Annotated in this window: 19 protein-coding genes, 1 pseudogene and 1 riboswitch; of the genes and pseudogenes, 9 read left to right on the top strand and 11 right to left on the bottom strand. The window is 73.3% G+C overall.

Features of this window, described 5'->3' with window-relative positions; all coding sequences use genetic code 11:
- The 5 genes from amaP to QMK28_RS15740 all read right to left on the bottom strand — a co-directional run.
- On the bottom strand, positions 1–516 hold a 516-nt coding region (amaP, locus tag QMK28_RS15760; RefSeq protein ID WP_326438279.1), incomplete at its 3' end, for an alkaline shock response membrane anchor protein AmaP.
- Between the two features lie 7 nt (positions 517–523).
- The gene (locus QMK28_RS15755) at positions 524–1,210 is read right to left on the bottom strand and encodes a DUF6286 domain-containing protein (RefSeq protein ID WP_326438277.1); all 687 of its coding nucleotides are present in this window, start codon (positions 1,208–1,210) and stop codon (positions 524–526) included.
- Positions 1,207–1,587 (bottom strand): hypothetical protein, encoded by a 381-nt coding sequence (locus tag QMK28_RS15750; protein WP_443050736.1) that lies wholly within the window; start codon positions 1,585–1,587, stop codon positions 1,207–1,209. Before QMK28_RS15750 ends, QMK28_RS15755 begins: the two co-directional genes overlap by 4 nt.
- A gap of 6 nt (positions 1,588–1,593) precedes the next feature.
- Positions 1,594–1,785, bottom strand: a complete 192-nt coding sequence (locus QMK28_RS15745; protein WP_326438273.1) for a hypothetical protein — start codon at positions 1,783–1,785, stop codon at positions 1,594–1,596.
- Positions 1,786–2,035: 250 nt separating this feature from the next.
- Entirely contained in the window at positions 2,036–2,533 is a 498-nt protein-coding gene (locus QMK28_RS15740) for an Asp23/Gls24 family envelope stress response protein (RefSeq protein WP_326438271.1), read from the bottom strand.
- A gap of 233 nt (positions 2,534–2,766) precedes the next feature.
- On the opposite strand from QMK28_RS15740, the gene QMK28_RS15735 reads away from it, so the two are divergent.
- The gene (locus QMK28_RS15735; RefSeq protein WP_326438269.1) at positions 2,767–3,600 is read left to right on the top strand and encodes a nucleopolyhedrovirus P10 family protein; all 834 of its coding nucleotides are present in this window, start codon (positions 2,767–2,769) and stop codon (positions 3,598–3,600) included.
- A 113-nt stretch (positions 3,601–3,713) separates the two neighbouring features.
- Here QMK28_RS15735 and QMK28_RS15730 read toward each other — a convergent pair whose 3' ends face one another.
- The 3 genes from QMK28_RS15730 to QMK28_RS15720 all read right to left on the bottom strand — a co-directional run bounded on the left by QMK28_RS15730 (position 3,714) and on the right by QMK28_RS15720 (position 6,812).
- Positions 3,714–4,493 (bottom strand): enoyl-CoA hydratase/isomerase family protein, encoded by a 780-nt coding sequence (locus tag QMK28_RS15730; RefSeq protein WP_326438267.1) that lies wholly within the window; start codon positions 4,491–4,493, stop codon positions 3,714–3,716.
- 103 nt (positions 4,494–4,596) lie between these two features.
- A complete protein-coding gene (locus QMK28_RS15725) occupies positions 4,597–4,818 on the bottom strand; it encodes a helix-turn-helix domain-containing protein (protein ID WP_326438265.1) in 222 nt (73 codons plus the stop codon).
- 395 nt (positions 4,819–5,213) lie between these two features.
- On the bottom strand, positions 5,214–6,812 hold the full coding sequence (locus tag QMK28_RS15720) for an ABC-F family ATP-binding cassette domain-containing protein (RefSeq protein ID WP_326438263.1): 1,599 nt from the start codon (positions 6,810–6,812) through the stop codon (positions 5,214–5,216).
- Between the two features lie 413 nt (positions 6,813–7,225).
- Between QMK28_RS15720 and QMK28_RS15715 the strand changes: the two genes are divergently transcribed.
- Positions 7,226–7,639, top strand: a complete 414-nt coding sequence (locus QMK28_RS15715; protein WP_326438261.1) for a VOC family protein — start codon at positions 7,226–7,228, stop codon at positions 7,637–7,639.
- A 69-nt stretch (positions 7,640–7,708) separates the two neighbouring features.
- On the opposite strand, the gene QMK28_RS15710 is transcribed toward QMK28_RS15715, so the two are convergent.
- From QMK28_RS15710 to QMK28_RS15700, 3 genes are all read right to left on the bottom strand, one after another.
- Complete coding sequence (locus QMK28_RS15710) at positions 7,709–9,175, bottom strand: hypothetical protein (protein ID WP_443050735.1); 1,467 nt, start codon at positions 9,173–9,175, stop codon at positions 7,709–7,711.
- Between the two features lie 144 nt (positions 9,176–9,319).
- A complete protein-coding gene (locus tag QMK28_RS15705) occupies positions 9,320–10,447 on the bottom strand; it encodes an alpha/beta hydrolase (RefSeq protein ID WP_326438259.1) in 1,128 nt (375 codons plus the stop codon).
- A gap of 66 nt (positions 10,448–10,513) precedes the next feature.
- Complete coding sequence (locus QMK28_RS15700) at positions 10,514–11,191, bottom strand: class II aldolase/adducin family protein (protein WP_326438257.1); 678 nt, start codon at positions 11,189–11,191, stop codon at positions 10,514–10,516.
- Positions 11,192–11,496: 305 nt separating this feature from the next.
- Here QMK28_RS15700 and QMK28_RS15695 point away from each other — a divergent pair, with 305 nt between their 5' ends.
- The 7 genes and pseudogenes from QMK28_RS15695 to QMK28_RS15665 all read left to right on the top strand — a co-directional run.
- Positions 11,497–12,234, top strand: coding sequence for a lysozyme (locus QMK28_RS15695; protein WP_326438256.1), 738 nt, complete (start codon positions 11,497–11,499; stop codon positions 12,232–12,234).
- Between the two features lie 148 nt (positions 12,235–12,382).
- The gene (locus QMK28_RS15690) at positions 12,383–13,747 is read left to right on the top strand and encodes an inorganic phosphate transporter (RefSeq protein WP_326438254.1); all 1,365 of its coding nucleotides are present in this window, start codon (positions 12,383–12,385) and stop codon (positions 13,745–13,747) included.
- 38 nt (positions 13,748–13,785) lie between these two features.
- The gene (locus tag QMK28_RS15685) at positions 13,786–14,034 is read left to right on the top strand and encodes a hypothetical protein (RefSeq protein WP_326438252.1); all 249 of its coding nucleotides are present in this window, start codon (positions 13,786–13,788) and stop codon (positions 14,032–14,034) included.
- Positions 14,035–14,181: 147 nt separating this feature from the next.
- A riboswitch (cobalamin riboswitch) is annotated at positions 14,182–14,381 on the top strand.
- Between the two features lie 287 nt (positions 14,382–14,668).
- Positions 14,669–15,604, top strand: a pseudogene (locus tag QMK28_RS15680) (cobalamin biosynthesis protein); the annotation flags it as partial.
- Positions 15,605–15,816: 212 nt separating this feature from the next.
- Positions 15,817–17,346, top strand: a complete 1,530-nt coding sequence (locus QMK28_RS15675; protein ID WP_326438250.1) for a cobyric acid synthase — start codon at positions 15,817–15,819, stop codon at positions 17,344–17,346.
- An 88-nt stretch (positions 17,347–17,434) separates the two neighbouring features.
- A complete protein-coding gene (locus QMK28_RS15670) occupies positions 17,435–17,593 on the top strand; it encodes a hypothetical protein (protein WP_326438248.1) in 159 nt (52 codons plus the stop codon).
- A gap of 116 nt (positions 17,594–17,709) precedes the next feature.
- The coding region (locus tag QMK28_RS15665) for a VWA domain-containing protein (protein WP_326438362.1) at positions 17,710–19,468 on the top strand (1,759 nt) is incomplete at its 3' end.

Below are 19,468 nucleotides of genomic sequence, written 5' to 3'. Positions count from 1 at the left end.
GGCGTGTGCCAGCGCCTCCGAACCCAGCCGCGCCACCGCCTCCGCGGGCTCCGCGTGCGCGGCGAGCAGCAGCCGCACCCGCGCCCGAGGTGCGGTCCGCCGGCCCCGCAGCCGTACCCGCGCCCGCTCGACGCCCGGCAGGTCCCCGGCCTCCGCGGCGATGACCTCTTCCAGCGCCCGGCTGCGCACCCGCGCCCCGGCGCCGTCACCGCTGTCGACCAGCACCTCGTCGAGCCGGCGCCGCCGCAACTGTGCGAACAACCAGCACAGCGCGAGCAGCAGCAGGACCGCGAGCGCCGCGATCACCGTCGGCCACCACCAGCCGTCGGACCGCCACCGGGTCCGGTCCCGTTCGGTGAGCAGTACGTCGTCGGGCCCGTTGAACGGCCAGGCCGTGGGGAGACTGAACCCCCACCGCTGTTGCAGATCCAGGCCGCCGATCAGCACCGCCGCGCCCAGTACGAGCAGCAGCAGCCCCAGCAGCCCGAGGAAGACCCTGTTCACAGTCCTGCGCATCGTCGGTTCACCTCTTCACCGGTCGTCGGACGCGGACCGAGAGACGAGGCGGCCGGACGAGCCCGAGCCCCCGGATGCCCTCCGCCATCGCCACGTCCAGATCCTCGCGGACGTCGTCCAGATCGCGGAAGTGCGACACCGCGCGCACCGTGACCCTCCGCCGCCGCACCACCAGCCGTACGGACTGCACCCCGGCGACCTCCATCGCCCGGTCGCGCAGCACCAGCGCCGCGGCCCGCCGGTCGAGCCCGGCCCGGACGTCGGCGGGCCCCGGCCGCATGGTCAGCACCCCGCGCAGCCCCGGCGTCACGGCCAGCGCGAGCAGCCACAGGCCGATCACCATCGCGGCCGCCGCACCGCCGATCACCGCTCCGTCGTCCAGCGGGCGGGACCCCAACTCGTCCGCGAGCCGCTGCCGCCAGCTCATCGCGGACCGGTCGGCGCGCACCGCCGCCACGTCGTAGAGCAGCAGCCCGACGGCCGCGGCCAGCAGCAGCGCGGCCACCGCCGCGGGCGCCCGCCGCCCCGACCAGAAACGGCCGGTCCGGCCCTTGGCGCCGTCCGGCAGAGGGGCCGCGGGTACGGGGTGGTCGTAGCCGGACGACGGCGGCTCGCCGGACGGGCCGGCCCGCTCGATCGTCGGCAGCCGCTGGGTCCGTTCCTCCGGCTCCGGGCCGGGGCCGGTGTCGCTCATCGCACTCTCCCCTGGTCCGCGCGCTGGGACAGCGCCGAATGCAGCCGCTCGACGTCCACCGCCACCTCGGGCACCTCCATGCCCGCCAGCGTCCCCACCCGCTCGGTCACCCGGCGGCGCACCGCGCCGCACTGCGCGCCGATGTCGGAGGGGTAGCGGAGCTCGACGGTGACCCGCACCCGGGCCTCACCGCCGCCCGCGCCCCGCCCGGAGTGCTGACGGACCGACACCGTCGCGTGCGGCGTCGCGAGCCCGGTGGGCAGCGCCTCCCGGGCCGCCTGCGAAGCGATCTTCGCGACGACCCGGTCCGCGATCCTGGTCGCGCCGCGCTCGGCGGCGGGGATGACGGCGGGGGCGGCGACGGCCTCGCTCGACACCGGCACTCACCGGCGCCGGTCGTCGCGGTCGCGACTGCGGAAGAACTCGCCCGGCTCCAGGTCACCGTCCAGGAACCGGCCCGCGATGAATCCGACGGCGCCCAGCGCCGCCACCAACAGAAAGGCACCGAAGCCGCCGAAGTATCCGGCGAAGCCCAGCGCCATGCCGGCGATCAAGCCGACTACAGCCATGCTCATCGTGCGCTCCTTCAATCGGGCCGCTAGGTCCTGTTTCCCGGATCGCCGTGGATCAGCCCGGGGCGTCGCCTGGTGCGGTGCCTCGCACGGCAGCGGAGCGCCCGCATAGCGGTTCTATTCGGGTGTTTCGCCAACGCCGCGAGGCGCCGTGCCAGGTTCCCCAGATACCGCTGGGGGGTGCCCCACCGGGCCTGCGGCGATCCGGGAAACAGCGTCTGCGGCCCGGGCCCCGATGGTCGAGCCGCGGTCGCTACTGGAGCCGCGGCTCTTCCTCTTCTTCTTCCTCTTCCGGCAGCTTCACGTCGCTGACCGCGATGTTGACCTCGACGACCTCAAGACCGGTCATCCGCTCGACCGCGGCGATCACGTTCTCCCGCACCGCCCGCGCGACATCGGCGATCGCGACGCCGTAGTCCACCACGATCTCCAGGTCGAGCGCGGTCTGCACCTCGCCGACCTCGGCCTTCACACCGCGCGAGACGGACTTCGCGCTGCCGCCTCCGGGTACCCGGTCGCGTACCGCGCCAAAGGTCCGGGACAGCCCGCTGCCCATGGCGTGCACGCCGACGACGTCACGCGCCGCCAGGCCCGCGATCTTCTCCACCACGCCGTCCGCGATGGTGGTCCTGCCCCGGCCGCCCGCGTCGCCGCCGACGCCGCGCCGGGATCCGAGGTTCTTGGACGTCTGGTCGCCCGAGGACTCCTTGACGGGGGGCTCGGGTAGGTTCCGGTGTGCCGTGTCGCTCATCGCCGATCTTCCCTTTCCGAGGGGGCGGAGCGGCCTGCCGCTCCACTGCTCACACTAAGCGCGGGCGGTCGCTCACGCTCGGGGGAAGCGGGCCCCGGTGTGGGGGACGAAGCCGTTCGGGTGGCCCGGGGGAATGCGCTGCGCGGGGCCGGGCCCCTGGTGGAACCATGTGTCCCGGGGCCGGAAGCCGAGTGACCGGCGGGGCCCGACAGGACACGAAAGGGGTGACAGCGGTGGCCGTGGACCGACTGACGCAAGCGGTACGGCAGCAGCTGGGCCTGGGACGGCTGCTGCCGCTCGGCGACGCGGCGGACGGCAGCTGGCTCACCGAGCACGCGGCCGGCGCGGTGCTCCGCCGTTCGGGGTCCGAGGTCGGCGGCGCGCGGCTCGGCGCGCTGCGGATCGGACCCGACGACTCCGCCACGCCCCGTGAGCCCGCCGTGCCACCCCCGGCAAGCGCGCTGCCGCCCGGCCCGCTCCGCATCGAGGCGGAGTGCGCCGTCACCCCGGACCACCCCGTCCCGGCCACCGCCGACCGGCTGCGCGAGGCGCTGCTCGACTGCGCCCGGCAGCGGCTCGGCCTGCGGATCAGCGGGATCGACCTGCGGGTCACCGGCCTGCTGACGGACAAAGCGGATTCCGGCGCCGCGACGGACACAGGGCGCCCGGCGACCACAGCGGAGCCACCGGAGCCACCGGAGCCACCGCAGACGGTGGGCACGCCGGACGCGCCGGGCAGCGGCACGGACTCGGCGGCGTCCGACGCCGACGGCTCCCCGGACCCGGCCGCCGCGGCGTCGGCCGCCGCCGAGTCCGTCCCGGGCGTGACCCGGCTCGCGCCCGCGCTGGGCGGGCTGAACCGGGCCGTACGGGTCGAGGAACGCGAGGACGGCGGCTATGGGCCGGCCGGCCGCCACGTACAGGTGCAACTGGCCGTCGCCGCCGGCCACCGGGCGCTCGACGTGGCTCGCGCGGTCCGTACGGCGGTCGCCGAGGCGCTGCGCGGGCCCGGCGCGGGACCGGTCACGGTCGCCGTCCTCGTCACCGCGGTGGCGACCGGCGAGTAGCCGCGGCGGGTTGCGGCAACCGGATTCCGGCTACAGCGAGTGACGCCGGAGCGGTCGCTGTACGGCGGGCCGGGCTACGCAGCCGTACCGGGCAGCGGCCGGCCGCGTACCGGCTAGTCGGTGAGCCCGGCCAGATCGCGGAGCCGCCGGGCCTGCGCGGCGCGTTCGGCCGCCCGCTGCTCCTCGTACGAGCGGCCGGGGGCGTCCCGGAGCAGCCCCTTGGTCTCGATGAGCGCGTCGCGCGGGGCCGCGAGCAGCGCCGCTGCCAGGTCCGTGGCCGCGGCGTCCAGTTCGGCGGCGGGCACGACGAGGTTGGCGATGCCGGTGCGCTCGGCCTCGGGGGCGTGGATGTAGCGCCCGGTGGCGCAGATCTCCAGCGCGCGGCCGTAGCCGACCAGGCCGAGCAGCGGGTGGGTGCCGGTCAGGTCCGGCACCAGTCCGAGGCTGGTCTCGCGCATCGCGAATTGCACGTCGTCGGCACAGATCCGCAGATCACAGGCGAGCGCCAGCTGGAAGCCGGCGCCGATGGCGTGGCCCTGCACGGCGGCGATGCTGACGATGTCATTGCGCCGCCACCAGGTGAACGCCTCCTGGTACTCGGCGATGACGCCGTCGAGTTCGGCGTCGGAACCGCGCGCCAGGTCGAGGAAGGACGGCTCGCCGTCGAACCCGCCGGGCGTGAAGGCCTGTCGGTCGAGTCCCGCGGAGAAGGACTGGCCCTCACCGCGCAGCAGGACCACCCGGACGGTGCCGGGCAACAGCTGCCCGGCCTCGGCCAGGGCCCGCCACATGGCGGGCGACTGGGCGTTGCGCTTGCTCGCGTTGGCCAAGGTGACGGTGGCCACCGCGTCGTCGACGGTGAGTCGAACGCCGTCCTTGTCGAGCAGAGTCATGGGGTGCCTCCGAGTCAACCGCGGTTAAGTTGACTGAACAGTAACCACCCGGTCGATCACACGATCGACCGGGTGACACTGCCGGACGCACTGGTACACCTCGTCAGGCTGAGGCGGACTTCTTGCCCCGCGTCGCCCCGCCGCGACCACGCAGGGTCACCCCGGACTCGCTGAGCATCCGGTGCACGAATCCATAGGAGCGACCGGTCTCTTCGGCCAACGCCCGGATGCTCGCACCGGAGTCGTACTTCTTCTTCAGGTCTGCCGCGAGCTTCTCGCGCGCGGCGCCGGTTACCCGGCTGCCCTTCTTCAGAGTCTCGGCCACCCGTGCCTCCTCGTGGGAAGTGCGCTCTTGGACTCTCATGATCACCCCTCCACGGCTTCCTGGCCACCCATTCGGCAAGGTCCGTGCGACAAGCTTTCCGTGCCATGACCGGCGCCAAGGCGGCGGAATTCTCGATTCCGCGCTGCCGAAGAGACGTTCGCCATCCGGTCAGCAGGATGAACCAGCAGGTCAGATGGGGTGAAACAGCAAACGAGCGGCATATGGCTGTAGAAGCCACACACCGCTCGTGCCGCACCGGAAGGCGCGCCGGAGTACGAGCCGCACTCACTCAGATGAAGGATCACCTGTCGGCCGAATGATCCATAAGAAGTGGATCAGGCCGGTGGAACCGCCGATTCCGCCAGGATGCCGGCGATCCCGGCGGCGCCGGTCGGTCAGGCCATCGAGACGAGGTCGGCGTAGCCCTGGCTCCACAGGTCCTCGACGCCGTCCGGCAGCAGGATGATCCGCTCCGGCTCCAGCGCCTCCACCGCGCCCTCGTCGTGAGTGACCAGGACGACGGCGCCCTTGTAGGTGCGCAGCGCGCCGAGGATCTCCTCGCGGCTGGCGGGGTCGAGGTTGTTCGTGGGCTCGTCGAGGAGCAGCACGTTCGCCGAGGACACCACGAGGGTGGCCAGCGCGAGCCGGGTCTTCTCGCCGCCGGAGAGCACTCCGGCCGGCTTGTCGACGTCGTCGCCGGAGAACAGGAAGGAGCCGAGCGTCTTGCGGATCTCGACCAGGTCCAGGTCGGGCGACGAGGAGCGCATGTTCTCCAGGACCGTGCGCTCCGGGTCGAGGGTGTCGTGCTCCTGGGCGTAGTAGCCGAGCTTGAGGCCGTAGCCGGGCTCGACCTTGCCGGTGTCGGGCTTTTCGACGCCCGCGAGCATCCGCAGCAGCGTCGTCTTGCCGGCGCCGTTGAGGCCGAGGATGACCACGCGCGAGCCCTTGTCGATGGCCAGGTCGACGTCGGTGAAGATCTCCAGTGAGCCGTACGACTTGGACAGCGCGCTCGCCATCAGCGGCGTCTTGCCGCACGGGGCCGGGTCCGGGAAGCGGAGCTTGGCGACCTTGTCGGAGACCCGGACGGCGTCCAGGCCGGCCAGCAGCCGGTCGGCGCGCTTGGCCATGTTCTGCGCGGCGACCGTCTTGGTGGCCTTGGCGCGCATCTTGTCGGCCTGCGAGTTGAGGGACGCGGCCTTCTTCTCCGCGTTGGAGCGCTCGCGCTTGCGGCGCTTCTCGTCGGCCTCGCGCTGGGCCTGGTAGAGCTTCCAGCCCATGTTGTAGACGTCGATCTGGGTGCGGTTGGCGTCCAGATAGAAGACCTTGTTGACGACCGTCTCGACGAGGGCGATGTCGTGCGAGATCACGATGAAGCCGCCGCGGTAGCTCTTGAGGTAGTCGCGGAGCCAGACGATGGAGTCGGCGTCGAGGTGGTTCGTCGGCTCGTCGAGCAGCAGCGTGTCGGAGTCCGAGAAGAGGATCCGGGCCAGCTCGACGCGGCGGCGCTGGCCGCCGGAGAGGGTGTGCAGCGGCTGGCCGAGCACCCGGTCGGGCAGTCCGAGGCTGGCCGAGATGGTCGCGGCCTCCGCCTCGGCGGCGTACCCGCCCTTGGTGAGGAACTCGGTCTCCAGGCGCTCGTACTTCTTCATCGCCTTTTCGCGGGTCGCGCCCTGTCCGGTGGACATCCGCTCCTCGTTCTCGCGCATCTTGCGGAGCACGGCGTCGAGGTCGCGGGCGGAGAGGATGCGGTCGCGGGCGAGCACGTCGAGGTCGCCGGTGCGCGGGTCCTGCGGGAGGTAGCCGACGTCGCCGGAGCGGGTGACGGTGCCACCGGTCGGCAGGGCCTCGCCTGCCAGCACCTTGGTGAGGGTGGTCTTGCCCGCGCCGTTGCGGCCGACCAGGCCGATGCGGTCGCCCTTGGCGATGCGGAAGGAAGCGGACTCGATGAGCATGCGTGCGCCGGCGCGCAACTCAATGCCGGAGGCGGTGATCACGGGAAAAACTCCAGGGCGTGGCAGACGTCAGGGGGACAGGCGGATCAAAGCCGCCGCGCACAGCGCGCCATTGACAGGGATGGCGGGGGCGACAGGCGTGTGACGCCGGCTAATGCACAAGGAGAAATGCCATGGGATCCAGTCTAGCGGGGCCCGGCAACCATATTTTCTCGGCGGCGGCAAGGCCCGGGGCCCGCGCGGGGCTCCCTGTCGCTGTCCGTGCGGCTGTCCGCCCCTCTGTCACCTTCGGCCCCGGACGGGAAAGCCGCAGATGGGGCAGTTCGCCCATACTTCCCGGCGTGCGCCGCTCCGCCGCCCGAAACGGCGGCGCGAGCGGCGATTGTCGGACCCCGGTGCCAGACTGAGATACGGGTCACACCGGACTGGCGACAACGGAAAGAACGGTGATCGCGATGGCAGGTACCCGGACAGACCGCCCGACCGTCTACCCGGTGCTGACGTACCGGGACGCTCGGGCCGCCGTCACTCTGCTGACCGAGGCGTTCGGCTTCACCCAGGTCGCTCTCTACGAGGGCGAGGACGGATCGGTGGCGCACGCCGAGTTCTCGTACGGCAACGGCATGGTGATGCTGAGCTCCAAGAGCGACAAGGGGGCGCACGGCAAGGCCACCCAGGACGCGAGGGCCACCTCGGTCTATGTCGTGATCGAGGACGCCGACGTGCACTTCAAGCGCGCCGAGCAGCACGGGGCGGAGATCCTGATGCCCCCGACCGACCAGGATTACGGCTCCCGTGACTACATCGCCCGGGACGCGGAGGGGAACCTGTGGTGCTTCGGCACCTACGCCCCCGGCGGTGACGGCTGAGCGGCTCCCTCGGGGCTCCGTTGAGCAGCGCCCGCCGGGAGCCCCGCTGGGCGCGTGCGTCGGGGCCCGCTAGGCGCGGGTGTCGGGCGCTCCGCCTGTGTGCACCTGGAAGGCCGCGCGCCGTACGGCCTTGGCGAGCACCGGGTCGGGGTGCGCGGCGGCCAGCGCGACCAGCACCTGGACGGTGCGGGGGTGGCCCACGGCCCGTACCTCGTCCAGCAGACCGGGCACCGAGCCCTGGATCGCCGAGTCGAGGTGGCGGACCAGCAGCATGCTCTCGCCGTGGTCGGCGACGGCCGCGGCGGTGTCCACCCACAGCCAGGTGGATTCCTCGCGGGTCAGCACATCGGGGGCGTCCTCCGGGTCGCCCCCCTCGTGCTCGACCAGCCACAGCAGGGCGTACGGCCGCAGCCATGCCTCGCTCGCGGCGGCTCGGACGGCGGGTTCGGCCGGGCCGCCCACGGCGCGCAGCGCCTCGAAGGCGAGGCCGCGCAGCAGTGAGTCGTCGCCGCGCGCCACTTCCAGGAGTTCGGTGACGGCGCTGCCGACGGGCCGGGCGGCGAGCCAGGCGCGGTACTCGGCGCGGGCCGGACCGGGGGTGAGCCGGGCGCAACCGCGCAGCATGTTCTCGGCGGTCTGCTCGATGTTGCCCGCCGGGCTCTGCGCGGCGACGCAGATCTGTTCCAGCTTGGTCCATACCGCCCAGTGGCCGAGCGGCGTGAGCGCGGCCTCGGCCGTCGCGCCGCGCAGCGTCAGCGCGCCGACCGAGCCCAGGCCCGCCAGGGCCCAGCCCAGCAGCGCGGGGAGCAGGCCGTCGGCCGGTCCGGCGGCAGGCTCCACGACCGGATCAGCGGCTACGGCGGCCACGGCTTCCGCTGGTGCGACGCCCGCCGCGGGCACCTCGCAGCGCTCGGCGCGGATCTCCGCGACGCGCTGCTGGAGCAGGTCGAGCAGGGTCGCGGCGGGCACCGGACCGCCGTTCAGGTGCAGTACGGACAGCAGTTGCGGAGCGGCTTCGATCACCTCGGCGACCACGGCCGGCCCCGCGGCGGCGCAGGCCGGATCGCGGGACACCGGGTGGGCGAGCGACCAGGCGTCGAACAGCGCGACCCAGCCGCGCAGCACGGCGGTGTCGTCGCGGTCCCAGGCGCGCAGCCGCCAGCCGGGGCGAACCGATCCGTTGTGCAGTTCGATGAGTCCGGCCAGCCTGGCCCGGTCCCAGTCGGCCCGCACCTCGGCCAGGGTGCGGCTGAGCGCCTCGGCGGCCTGGGCGAGTTCGCGTCGGGAGAGCGCGCCGGCGGCGCCGCGGCCCGGTTCGGCGTCGGCCCAGCGGGCGACTCGCACCGCCTCGGCGAGGCCGTCCCGCGCCTGCCGGGCCAGCTCCGCGGGAGGCGGTGTGCCCTCGGGCGGCCGGGGGGCCGGTCGGGTGCGGCGGGTCGTGACCGCCATGCGGGCGGCTGCGATCGGCTGCCGGGGGACGAGGCGGAGCCGGGAGTCTCGGAGCGGTCGGGAGTCGCGCGGGGTACGGGACGTCACGGGTGCAGTCTTCCCGCTGACGGCCCGAAAGCCCAATCGGAATCGGTCCTGCTGCTTCGCCACCCATGCGCCTCCCCCGTTCGCCCCACCGGACGAGCTGCGCGGCCAACCGGACAAGAAGCTGCAAAAGTGGGCGTAACAGGGTCACATAAGGGGTATCAGGAAGCGTCGGAGTGCTTCTTCGTAACCGTTCGGGTCGGCGTTCCACATCGAGGCGTGCGGGGCGCGCCGGACAGTGTGCAAGGTGACCAGTTCGGGGCGCAGCCGGGCGAGTTCGCGTGAGGCGCCCCACGGCGCGAGGGTGTCGTCCGGGCCGTGCACGATGAGCGTGGGCACCGACAGCCTGGCCGGGTCGGCGGCCTCGGCGAAGGCGTCGAGGTGCGCGCCGGCGCTGCCCTGGGCGGCCCGTACGACGAGCGGCAGCAGGGCGCGCGGGGCGCTGTGCGCGGTGGCCAGCGCGCGCAGGGTCGCCTGCCGGTCGAGCACCGGCGAGTCCAGGACGATTCCGCTGCTCCGGTGGCGCAGCCCGGAGTTGGCGGCGGCGTGCAGCGCCATCGTCGCGCCGGTGGACCAGCCGTGCAGGATGACGCGGCGGGCGCCGTAGCGCACCGCGTAGCGGATCGCGGCGTCCAGGTCGCGCCATTCGGTGTCGCCCAGGTGCCCGAGGCGGTCGGCGGAGCGCGGGGCTCCGGGGTCGCCGCGGTAGGCGAGGTCGAGCACCGGCAGCCGCAGGCCGTTCAGGAACGGCATGACGACCATCGGGTGGGCGCGTGTGGTGCCGAGGCCGTGCACGGTGATCACCCAGGTGTCGCGGACGGCCGGCACGAACCAGGCGGGCAGCGCGCCGAGTTCACCGGGGACGTCGACGTCGGCGTAGTCGAGCCCGAGGGCGTCGCCGGGGTTGCCGATGTGGACCTGCGGGGTGAGCCGCATCCGCAGGCCGGGGCGGAGGACGCCATGGGTGACCCGTTCGACCCGGCGCACGACGGTGTCGGGCCGGTGCGGGGCGTCGTCGGCCACCGGGCCGACGATCGCGTGGCAGCCGGGTCCGCCGAGCCCGTAGGCGCCGGGGCGCAGCGAGGCCGGCGAGCGGGTCAGGGTGACCAGGCCGGCCGCGGCGGCGTGCACCGTCAGCTTGGCCTCGCCGGGCAGTGAGCCGTGGGAGGACGGTTTGAGGGCGGCGTCGCTGGCGTACCGGCCGACCGCCACCGCGGTCGCCCCGGCACCGATCACGGTGGTGGCGGCCACTGCCGCCGCTGTACGCGGGCGCATCCTCCACAGTGTGGGCGGGTGCGCGCCGGGCGGCCAGCGGGCGTGGCCGGGCGGGTGACGCCGGGGTCAGCCGGATCGTCCGTATCCGCGGAGTTTCTCCGCCGCGAGCCGTAGGTCCTCGGGGGACAGCAGGGACGGCGTGAGGCCGGGAACGGAACGGGCGGTGAGCCAGACCCGGCACATCCACTCCAGTTGCGCGGTGCGGTCGTACGCCTGGTCCAGGGTGTCGCCGTAGGTGAGGGTGCCGTGGTTGCGGAGCAGGCAGCCGGTGCGCCCGCTCAGTGCGCGCAGGGTGTTCGCGGCCAGTTCCGGGCTGCCGTAGAGGGCGTAGTCGGCGACCCGGACCGGGCCGCCGAGGGCGGCGGCCATGTAGTGGATGAGCGGCAGCTCGGCGACGAGGGTGGAGACGGCACTCGCGTGGACGGCGTGGGTGTGCACGACGGCCGCGGCGTCGGTGTGCCGGTAGACGGCGAGGTGCATGGGGAGTTCGCTGGTGGGCGTGAGCGTCCCGGTGAGCTGCCGTCCGTCGAGGTCGACGGCGACCGCGTCCTCGGGGCGGAGCCGGTCGTACGGGACTCCGCTGGGGGTCACCAGGACGGTGTCGCCCACGCGTACGGAGACGTTGCCCGAGGTTCCGACGACCAGGCCGTCGGCGGTCGTCCTGCGTGCCGTGGCCACCAGTTCGGCCCAGGCCCGTTCGCTGTCCGTGGCGTGATGTCGGTCCGTGGCGTGCTGTCGCGTCATCGGTTGCCACCTCCTGCGGAGATCCTGACAGGCGGCTGCGGCGCGGGCTCCGGCGGCGCGGGATCTGGCTGTGGGTGTCGGTGGGCCCTGTCGACGGGCTCTGCCGGTCGGCCCTGTCGGTGGGCGCCGCGGAGCCGCGTTTTCGCGTGTCGGCCCATCCGCACCCCGGCATACCGACACCCTGACATCTCGTCATATCAGCATATGAGTGACACTTTTTCGAATCGGCATGTGATCAACCGTTTTGCCGGTATTGTTCGATAACCTCCCGATGATCTGTCCGCCTTCTGTCATCGGGGGTACCCATGGCCCGCGACCGTCACGCGCCGAGCCGCTGGGGTCGCGCGATCGCCGCCGCCGTCGCCGCGCCGGCCCTGAGCGGCACCGCCCTCAGCGAACCGCCGATCGCCTCGGCGGCCGGGATGCCACGGGGGTACGACGTCTCATCGCACCAGAAGAACGTGGACTGGGAGCAGACGAGGAGCGAGGGGGCGAAATTCGTCTACGTGAAGGCGACCGAGGGCACCTCGTACCGCAATCCCTATTTCTCACAGCAGTTCGGGGGAGCCCGGGACGCCGGGATGCTGCGCGGGGCGTACCACTTCGCACTCCCGGGCAAATCGTCAGGAAAGCGGCAGGCCGCGTACTTCCTGCGGCACGGCGGCAGGTGGTCGGCGGACGGCTGGACGCTGCCGCCCGCCGTCGATCTGGAGGCCGCGTACGGCTCGATGTGCCACGGCCGGAGCCAGGCCGGGATGGTCGGCTGGATCAAGTCCTTCAGCGGGGAAGTGAAGCGGATCACCGGCCGGCGGCCGGTGATCTACACCACGGCGAAGTGGTGGAACAGCTGCACAGGGGGCAGCCGCCGCTTCGGCCGGAACCACGCGCTCTGGCTGGCGAACTGGCACTCCTCGCCCGGTCCGATGCCGAGCGGCTGGTCGTATTCGACGATCTGGCAGTACGCCGAGCGGGGCCGGCTGCCGGGTGACCAGAACCTCTTCAACGGGTCACTCTCCCAGCTCAAGCGCTTCTCCCGAGGTTGACCCGAGACGACTTCTGTCGCCCGCGCCCCAGTCGCCCGACGGAGGGCGGGAGTTGCGACACCGCATAGCCCGCCTCAGTTCACCTTCCGTTCATTCGGTATCCCTACGGTCGCCGTGCCACTGACCTTCGAACTGATTGCCTGGGTGAATGGAAAACATCACGCTTCTCATCGGGATCGTGATCGTCACGGCCTTGGTGTTCGACTTTACGAACGGCTTCCACGACACAGCCAACGCCATGGCGACGACCATCTCCACCGGGGCCCTGAGGCCCAAGACCGCGGTGGCGATGTCGGCGACACTGAACCTCGTCGGCGCGTTCCTCTCCGTGGAGGTGGCCAAGACGATCTCCGGCGGCATCATCGATGAGAGCGTCGGCATCAGACCCGAAGTGATCTTCGCCGGACTGGTCGGCGCGATCGTCTGGAACATGCTGACCTGGCTGGCCGGACTGCCGTCCAGCTCCTCGCACGCACTCTTCGGCGGCCTCATCGGCGCGACCCTGGTGGCAGTCGGCACCAGCGGAGTGCACGGCGACGCGGTGGTCATGAAGGTGCTGATCCCGGCGGTGGCCGCGCCGATCGTGGCCGGTCTCGCCGCGATGGCCGCGACCCGGCTGACCTACCGGATCGGCCGCAACCGCGACCCGGAGGACACCGCGAAGGGGTACCGCGCCGGCCAGATCGCCTCCGCCGCGCTGGTCTCCCTCGCGCACGGCACCAACGACGCGCAGAAGACGATGGGCGTGATCACCCTCGCGCTGATCACCGGCGGTGTGCTGGTCCCTGACTCGGACCCGCCGCTGTGGGTCATCGCCTCGGCCGGCGTCGCCATCGCGCTCGGCACCTACCTCGGCGGCTGGCGCATCATCCGCACCATGGGCAAGGGCCTCACCGACATCCAGCCGCCGCAGGGCTTCGCCGCCCAGACCGGCGCGGCGGCCGTCATCCTGTCGTCCTCGCACCTCGGCTTCGCGCTCTCCACCACCCAGGTCTGTTCCGGCGCCGTGATGGGCTCGGGAGTCGGCCGCAAGGGCGGCGTGGTGCGCTGGTCCACGGCAGGCCGGATGGTCATCGCCTGGGGCCTGACCCTGCCGGCCGCCGGCCTGGTCGCCGCGGGCGCCGCGCTCCTCGCCGACCAGGGCGCCTGGGGCATCGCCACCGTCGCCGTGCTCGCCGTACTGGCCTGCGGCGCGATCTGGCTGGCCTCGCGCCGCAAGCCGGTGGACCACACCAACGTCAACGCGCCCGCGCCCGCCGGCACGGACGCCGAGGGCGCGGGGACGGAACGGGAGTCCGTGGGCGTCATCACCGCCGCGATGCGCTCGGTCGCGCCGCCGCCCACCACCGGTTCGCTCGTCGCACCGGAGTCGGAGGACGAGGTCGAGGACGAGGTCGATCCTGGCTCCGCGGTGACCCCCGCCGGGTCCCTGCCTTCCCCCGCCTCCCCGGCTTCGGATCATGCCGCCCGCCCCGTCAGCCCCGCCCATGATCCCGCCAAAGCGGCGGTCTGACCGGCCCGGCTCCGGTCGGCAGCTAAGGAAGCATCCTCATGAACATCGAATGGTCAGCACTGGGCGAGGTCTTCGGCGTCAGCGTCGTGGTCACCGTCGGCATCGTGTGCCTGTTCACCCTCGGCATCGTCGGTACGTCCCGTAAGCCGCAGCAGGCCGGCGGCACGGACACCGCCGTCGTGGCGGGGACCACGGCGCCCACCGCGCTGGCGCGCTCCGGCGCGTACGCCTGCTTCGCGCTGTGCCTGGCGGCCGTGGCGTACGGCATCTTCCTGATCGTCGCCTGACGACGAGCGTCGGAAAGCACGGGGAACGCACTGAAGGACCCGCCGGGCTGTACGCGCGAAACAGCGCGTACCGCCCGGCGGGTCTTCGCGTGACGGGGCCCCTGTGGGTCCGCCCACACTCTCCCGTCGCAGGTCAAAGGTGAGTTGACGGCTGTTCCCGGGCGTGGTGGACTGCCGAGGCCAAACGGCGACAGAAGAGGAAGCCGGTGTGAATCCGGCGCGGTCCCGCCACTGTTACCGGGGAGCGCTCCCCCGCCATCCGGGTCACGGCTCGACGAGACGGAGCCGGAAGACCGGGGAGAGCGCCGATCCGGGAGCCAGGAACTCTCCTCGCCGGTCACGTCGAACCAGGGCGCGGACCCTGAGTGAGGACCCTCGCCATGCCCGGCCGCAGCCGTACGCCCGTACCGCCACCCGTGACACCCCACCGAGGCGCGACGGCGGCCTGACCCCGATGACGCGTGCCGATCCCGTCTCACGTACGGCTCCCGCCCGCTCCTCCGGGGCGTCCTCCGCCCCTTCCCCTTCCCGCGCGTCCGGTATCTCCGGGTCCGGTCTGTCTTCCGGGTCCGGCCTCTCCGCGTCCGGCCTCTCCGGTTCATCCGTTGCCGGTTCATCCGTTGCCGGTTCCTATGTGTCCGGCGTCGCGCTCGGCTTCCTCGCCGACCTGGTCGCGGGCGATCCTCGCCGCGGCCACCCGGTGGCCGCCTTCGGGCGGGCCGCCGCGGCCGTCGAGCGCCGACTGTGGCGCGACCACCGCGGAGCCGGCGCGCTGCACACCCTGGTGTGCGCGGGCGGCGCGGCCGCGGGCGCCGCGCTGCTGCACCGGTCCGTACGCGGCCATGCGCCGGCCCGGACCGCACTGGCCGCCGCCGCCGCCTTCGCCGTGCTCGGCGGGACCTCGCTCGGCCGTGAGGCGCGGGCCGTCGGCGGGGCGCTCGCCGCCGGGGACCTCGACGTCGCCCGGGAGCGGCTGCCGCATCTGTGCGGCCGTGACCCGCAGGCGCTGGACGGGCAGCAGATCGCGCGCGCGGTGGTCGAGTCGGTCGCCGAGAACACCTCCGACGCCGTCGTGGGCGCGCTGGTGTGGGGCGCGGCGGGCGGTGTGCCCGGCCTCGTCGCCTTCCGCGCCGTCAACACCCTGGACGCGATGGTCGGCCACAAGTCCGCCAGATACCGCCGGTTCGGCTGGGCCTCGGCGCGGCTGGACGACGTGGCCGGCTGGCCCGGCGCACGGCTGACCGCGGCCCTCGCCGTACTCGCCGGCCCCGACCCGCGCGGCGCGCTGCGGGCCTGGCGACAGGACGGCGGCAGCCACCCGAGCCCCAACGCGGGCCCGGTGGAAGCGTCGTTCGCGGGCGCGCTCGGGGTGACTCTCGGCGGCAGCCTCGCGTACGGCGGACGGACCGAGCAGCGGCCGGTGCTGAACGCCGGCGGGCGTCCGGTCGAAGTGCGCGACATCGAGCGCGCGGTGCGGCTTTCACGCCGGGTGAGTGCGCTGGCGCTGGTGGTGTCCGCCGTCGCGCGGGTGGCAGGGGTCGCGCTGCGCGGGCGCGGGGCGCTGCGCGGGCGCGGTCTTGGGAGTGGGCTCGGGGGGTGGGCGGGATCCTCCGGGTATGCAGGTTCTACGGGCATCGCGGGCTCGGGGGGCTTCGCGGATTCCGCGGGCTTCGCGGGATCCGACGGCACTGCGGCCTCTGCCTGCTCTACGGGTTTCGCGGGCAGCCCTGTCACCGGCCCGGCAGCAGAACCGCGGCCCATGGCCGTACGGAAGGGGAACTCATGAGCAGCGGCGAAGGCCGCCTGGGCGGTGGGCTCCTGGTCGCGGGGACCACCTCGGACGCGGGCAAGAGCGTGGTCACCGCCGGGATCTGCCGGTGGCTGGCCCGCAAGGGCGTGAAGGTGGCGCCCTTCAAGGGGCAGAACATGTCGCTCAACTCGTTCGTGACGCGCGAAGGCGCGGAGATCGGCCGGGCGCAGGCGATGCAGGCCGCCGCCGCGCGCGTCGAGCCGACCGCGCTGATGAACCCCGTGCTGCTCAAGCCCGGCAGCGACAGCAGCAGCCAGGTCGTGCTGATGGGCAAGCCCGTCGGCGAGATGAGCGCTCGCGGCTATCACGCGGGGCGGCAGGAGACGCTGCTCGGGACCGTGGCGGACTGTCTGGCGGAACTGCGGCGCACGCACGACGCGGTGATCTGCGAGGGCGCGGGCAGCCCGGCCGAGATCAACCTGCGGCGGACCGACATCGTGAACATGGGCATCGCGCGCACCGCCCGGCTGCCGGTGGTGGTGGTCGGGGACATCGACCGCGGTGGTGTCTTCGCCTCGTTCTTCGGCACGACGGCGCTGCTCTCGGCGGCGGACCAGGAACTGATCGCCGGATACCTGGTCAACAAGTTCCGGGGCGATGTGACGCTGCTGGAACCCGGCCTGGACATGCTCAAGGACCTCACCGGGCGGCCGACGCTCGGCGTACTGCCGTTCACCCACGGGCTGGGCATCGACGAGGAGGACGGGCTGCGTGTCTCGCTGCGCGGAGCCGTCCGGGAGAGCGTCGTCGCACCGCCGTACGGCGCGGAACTGCTGCGGGTCGCGGTCGTCGCCGTGCCGCTGATGTCGAACTTCACCGACGTGGACGCGCTGGCCGCCGAACCGGGCGTGGTCGTGCGGTTCGTGGACCGCGCCGAGGAACTGGCAGACGCCGACCTCGTCGTGCTGCCGGGCACCCGCGGCACCGTGCGGGCGCTGCGCTGGCTGCGCGAGCGCGGGCTGGCCGACGCGATCTCGCGGCGGGCGGCGGAGGGGCGGCCGGTGCTGGGTATCTGTGGCGGCTTCCAGATGCTGGGCGAGCGCATCGAGGACGACGTCGAGTCGAAGGCCGGCACGGTCGACGGGCTGGGTCTGCTGCCCGTACGCGTCCGGGTCGCCGTGGACAAGACCCTCGCCAGACCGGTCGGCGAGGCGCTCGGCGAACGCGTCGAGGGCTACGAGATCCACCATGGCGTCGCCGAACTGACCGGCGGCGGCGAACCGTTCCTGGACGGCTGCCGGTCGGGGTCCGTCTGGGGCACCCACTGGCACGGTTCGCTGGAGAGCGACGGCTTTCGCCGCGCGTTCCTGCGCCGCGTGGCGGCCGACGCGGGGCGGTCGTTCATCCCCGCTCCGGACACCAGCTTCGGGGCGCTGCGCGAGGAGCAGCTGGACCGGCTCGGGGACCTGATCGAGGAGCACGCGGACACCGCCGCGCTGATGCGGCTGATCGAGGACGGCGTGCCGCCCGGGCTGCCCTTCATTCCACCGGGGATGCCGTGACCAACGCGACTGCCGTGAATGCCGTGAATGCCATGCCTGCCGTGATCGCTGTGACGGCCATGACTGCCGTGATCGCCGTGAGGAGCTCATGAGGAAGACCAGCCCGTGGGCGCCGCGCGGCAGCGGTGGACGGCCGCCGGCGACCGACGGGCGCGGCCTGTGGGCCGAGCCGGACCCGAAGACTCCGGTGCGGTCGCGCGCGACGCGCCCGCACCTCGAAGGCGACCTGGAAGGCGGCGACGCATGACATCCCCGACCACTGCCAACTCCCCGGCCCCGGCCGGATCCGCGGCCACGGCCGACTCCCTGCTCCCGGCCCCCGCCGCGAGCACCCCGCAGTATCCGTTCACCGCGATCGTCGGCATGGACGACCTGCGGCTGGCCCTGCTGCTCAACGCCGTGTCGCCCGCCGTGGGCGGAGTGCTCGTGCGCGGCGAGAAGGGCACCGCCAAGAGCACAGCCGTACGCGCGCTGGCGGCGCTGATGCCGCAGGTCCCGGTCGTCGTCGGCTGCCGGTTCTCCTGCGACCCGGGCACCCCCGACCCCGCCTGCCCGGACGGACCGCATAAGCCCGGCACCGGCGCGGCCCGTCCCGCTCGCATGGTCGAGTTGCCGGTCGGCGCGTCCGAGGACCGGCTCGTCGGCGCACTCGACATCGAGCGGGCGCTGTCGGAGGGCGTGAAGGCCTTTGAACCCGGCCTGCTCGCGGACGCCCACCGGGGTCTGCTGTACGTCGATGAAGTCAACCTGCTGCACGACCACTTGGTGGACCTGCTGCTGGACGCGGCGGCCATGGGCGCCTCGTACGTCGAGCGCGAAGGCGTCTCCGTACGGCACGCGGCCCGCTTCCTGCTGGTCGGGACGATGAACCCGGAGGAAGGCGAGCTGCGTCCGCAGTTGCTCGACCGCTTCGGGCTGACCGTGGAGGTGGCGGCCTCACGGGTGACGGACGAGCGGGTGGCGGTCGTCCGCAGGCGGCTCGCGTACGACGACGACCCGACGGGATTCGCGGGTCGCTGGGCGGCGGACGAGGGCGCGCTGCGGGAGCGCATCGCCACGGCGCGCGCCCTGTTGCCGAGCGTGCGCCTGGGTGACGGCGCGCTGCGCCAAATCGCGTCCGTCTGCGCGGCTTTCGAGGTCGACGGGATGCGCGCGGACATCGTGACGGCGCGGACCGCTTCGGCGCTGGCCGCCTGGGCGGGCCGTACGGCCGTCATCGAGGAGGACGTGCGCCAGGCCGCGCTGCTCTCGCTCCCGCACCGGCGGCGGCGCAATCCGTTCGACGCGCCGGGGCTGGACGAGGACAAGCTCGACGAGACGCTGGAGCAGAACAGCGGGGCCGAGGACGACGATCCGGACCCCGAGGGCCCCGGTGGCGGCCGGCCGCCGCAGGACAGCCCGGACGCTCCTGCGGGCCCGGAGAACGCCGATGGCTCCGACGGCTCGGACTCCCCCGCCGGCGAGCCGTCCGTACCGGACCCGCGCAGCGATCCCGAGGGCCCCCCGGACAGCACAGAAAGCACAGAAGGCCCGGCTGGCACGGGCGAGCCCGCCGCCGAGGAACGGCCGCAGCAGCCGGACCAGCAGGAGTCCGAGGACGGCTCGGGGCCGGCCCGGCAGCAGGTCGCCGTCGGGGCCGCCGCTCCGTTCAAGGCGCGCAAGCTGGACGTTCCGGGCCTCGGCGAGGGGGCGGACGGGCGGCGCTCGCGCGCCCGTACCGCGCACGGGCGCACCACGGGGGCGCGCCGGCCCCAAGGAGCGCTCTCCAAGCTGCACTTGTCGGCGACCGTGCAGGCCGCCGCCCCGCACCAGCGGGCGCGCGGGCGCTCCGGGCGCGGTCTGGTCGTACGGCGGGACGATCTGCGCGAGGCGGTGCGCGAGGGCCGCGAGGGCAACCTCGTGCTGTTCGTCGTGGACGCGTCCGGGTCGATGGCCGCGCGGCAGCGGATGAGCGCGGTGAAGGGCGCGGTGCTGTCGCTGCTGCTCGACGCGTACCAGCGCCGCGACAAGGTCGGCATGATCACTTTCCGCGGTTCGGAAGCCGAGCTGACGCTGCCGCCGCCCTCCTCGGTGGAGGCGGGCGCGGCCCGGCTGGAGACGCTGCCGACCGGGGGCCGCACAC

The organism is Streptomyces sp. H27-D2, from assembly GCF_035828615.1.
GTDB lineage: Bacteria > Actinomycetota > Actinomycetes > Streptomycetales > Streptomycetaceae > Streptomyces.
The sequence above is the reverse complement of the archived record's forward strand: the minus strand, read 5'-3'. Positions and strand labels throughout refer to the sequence as shown.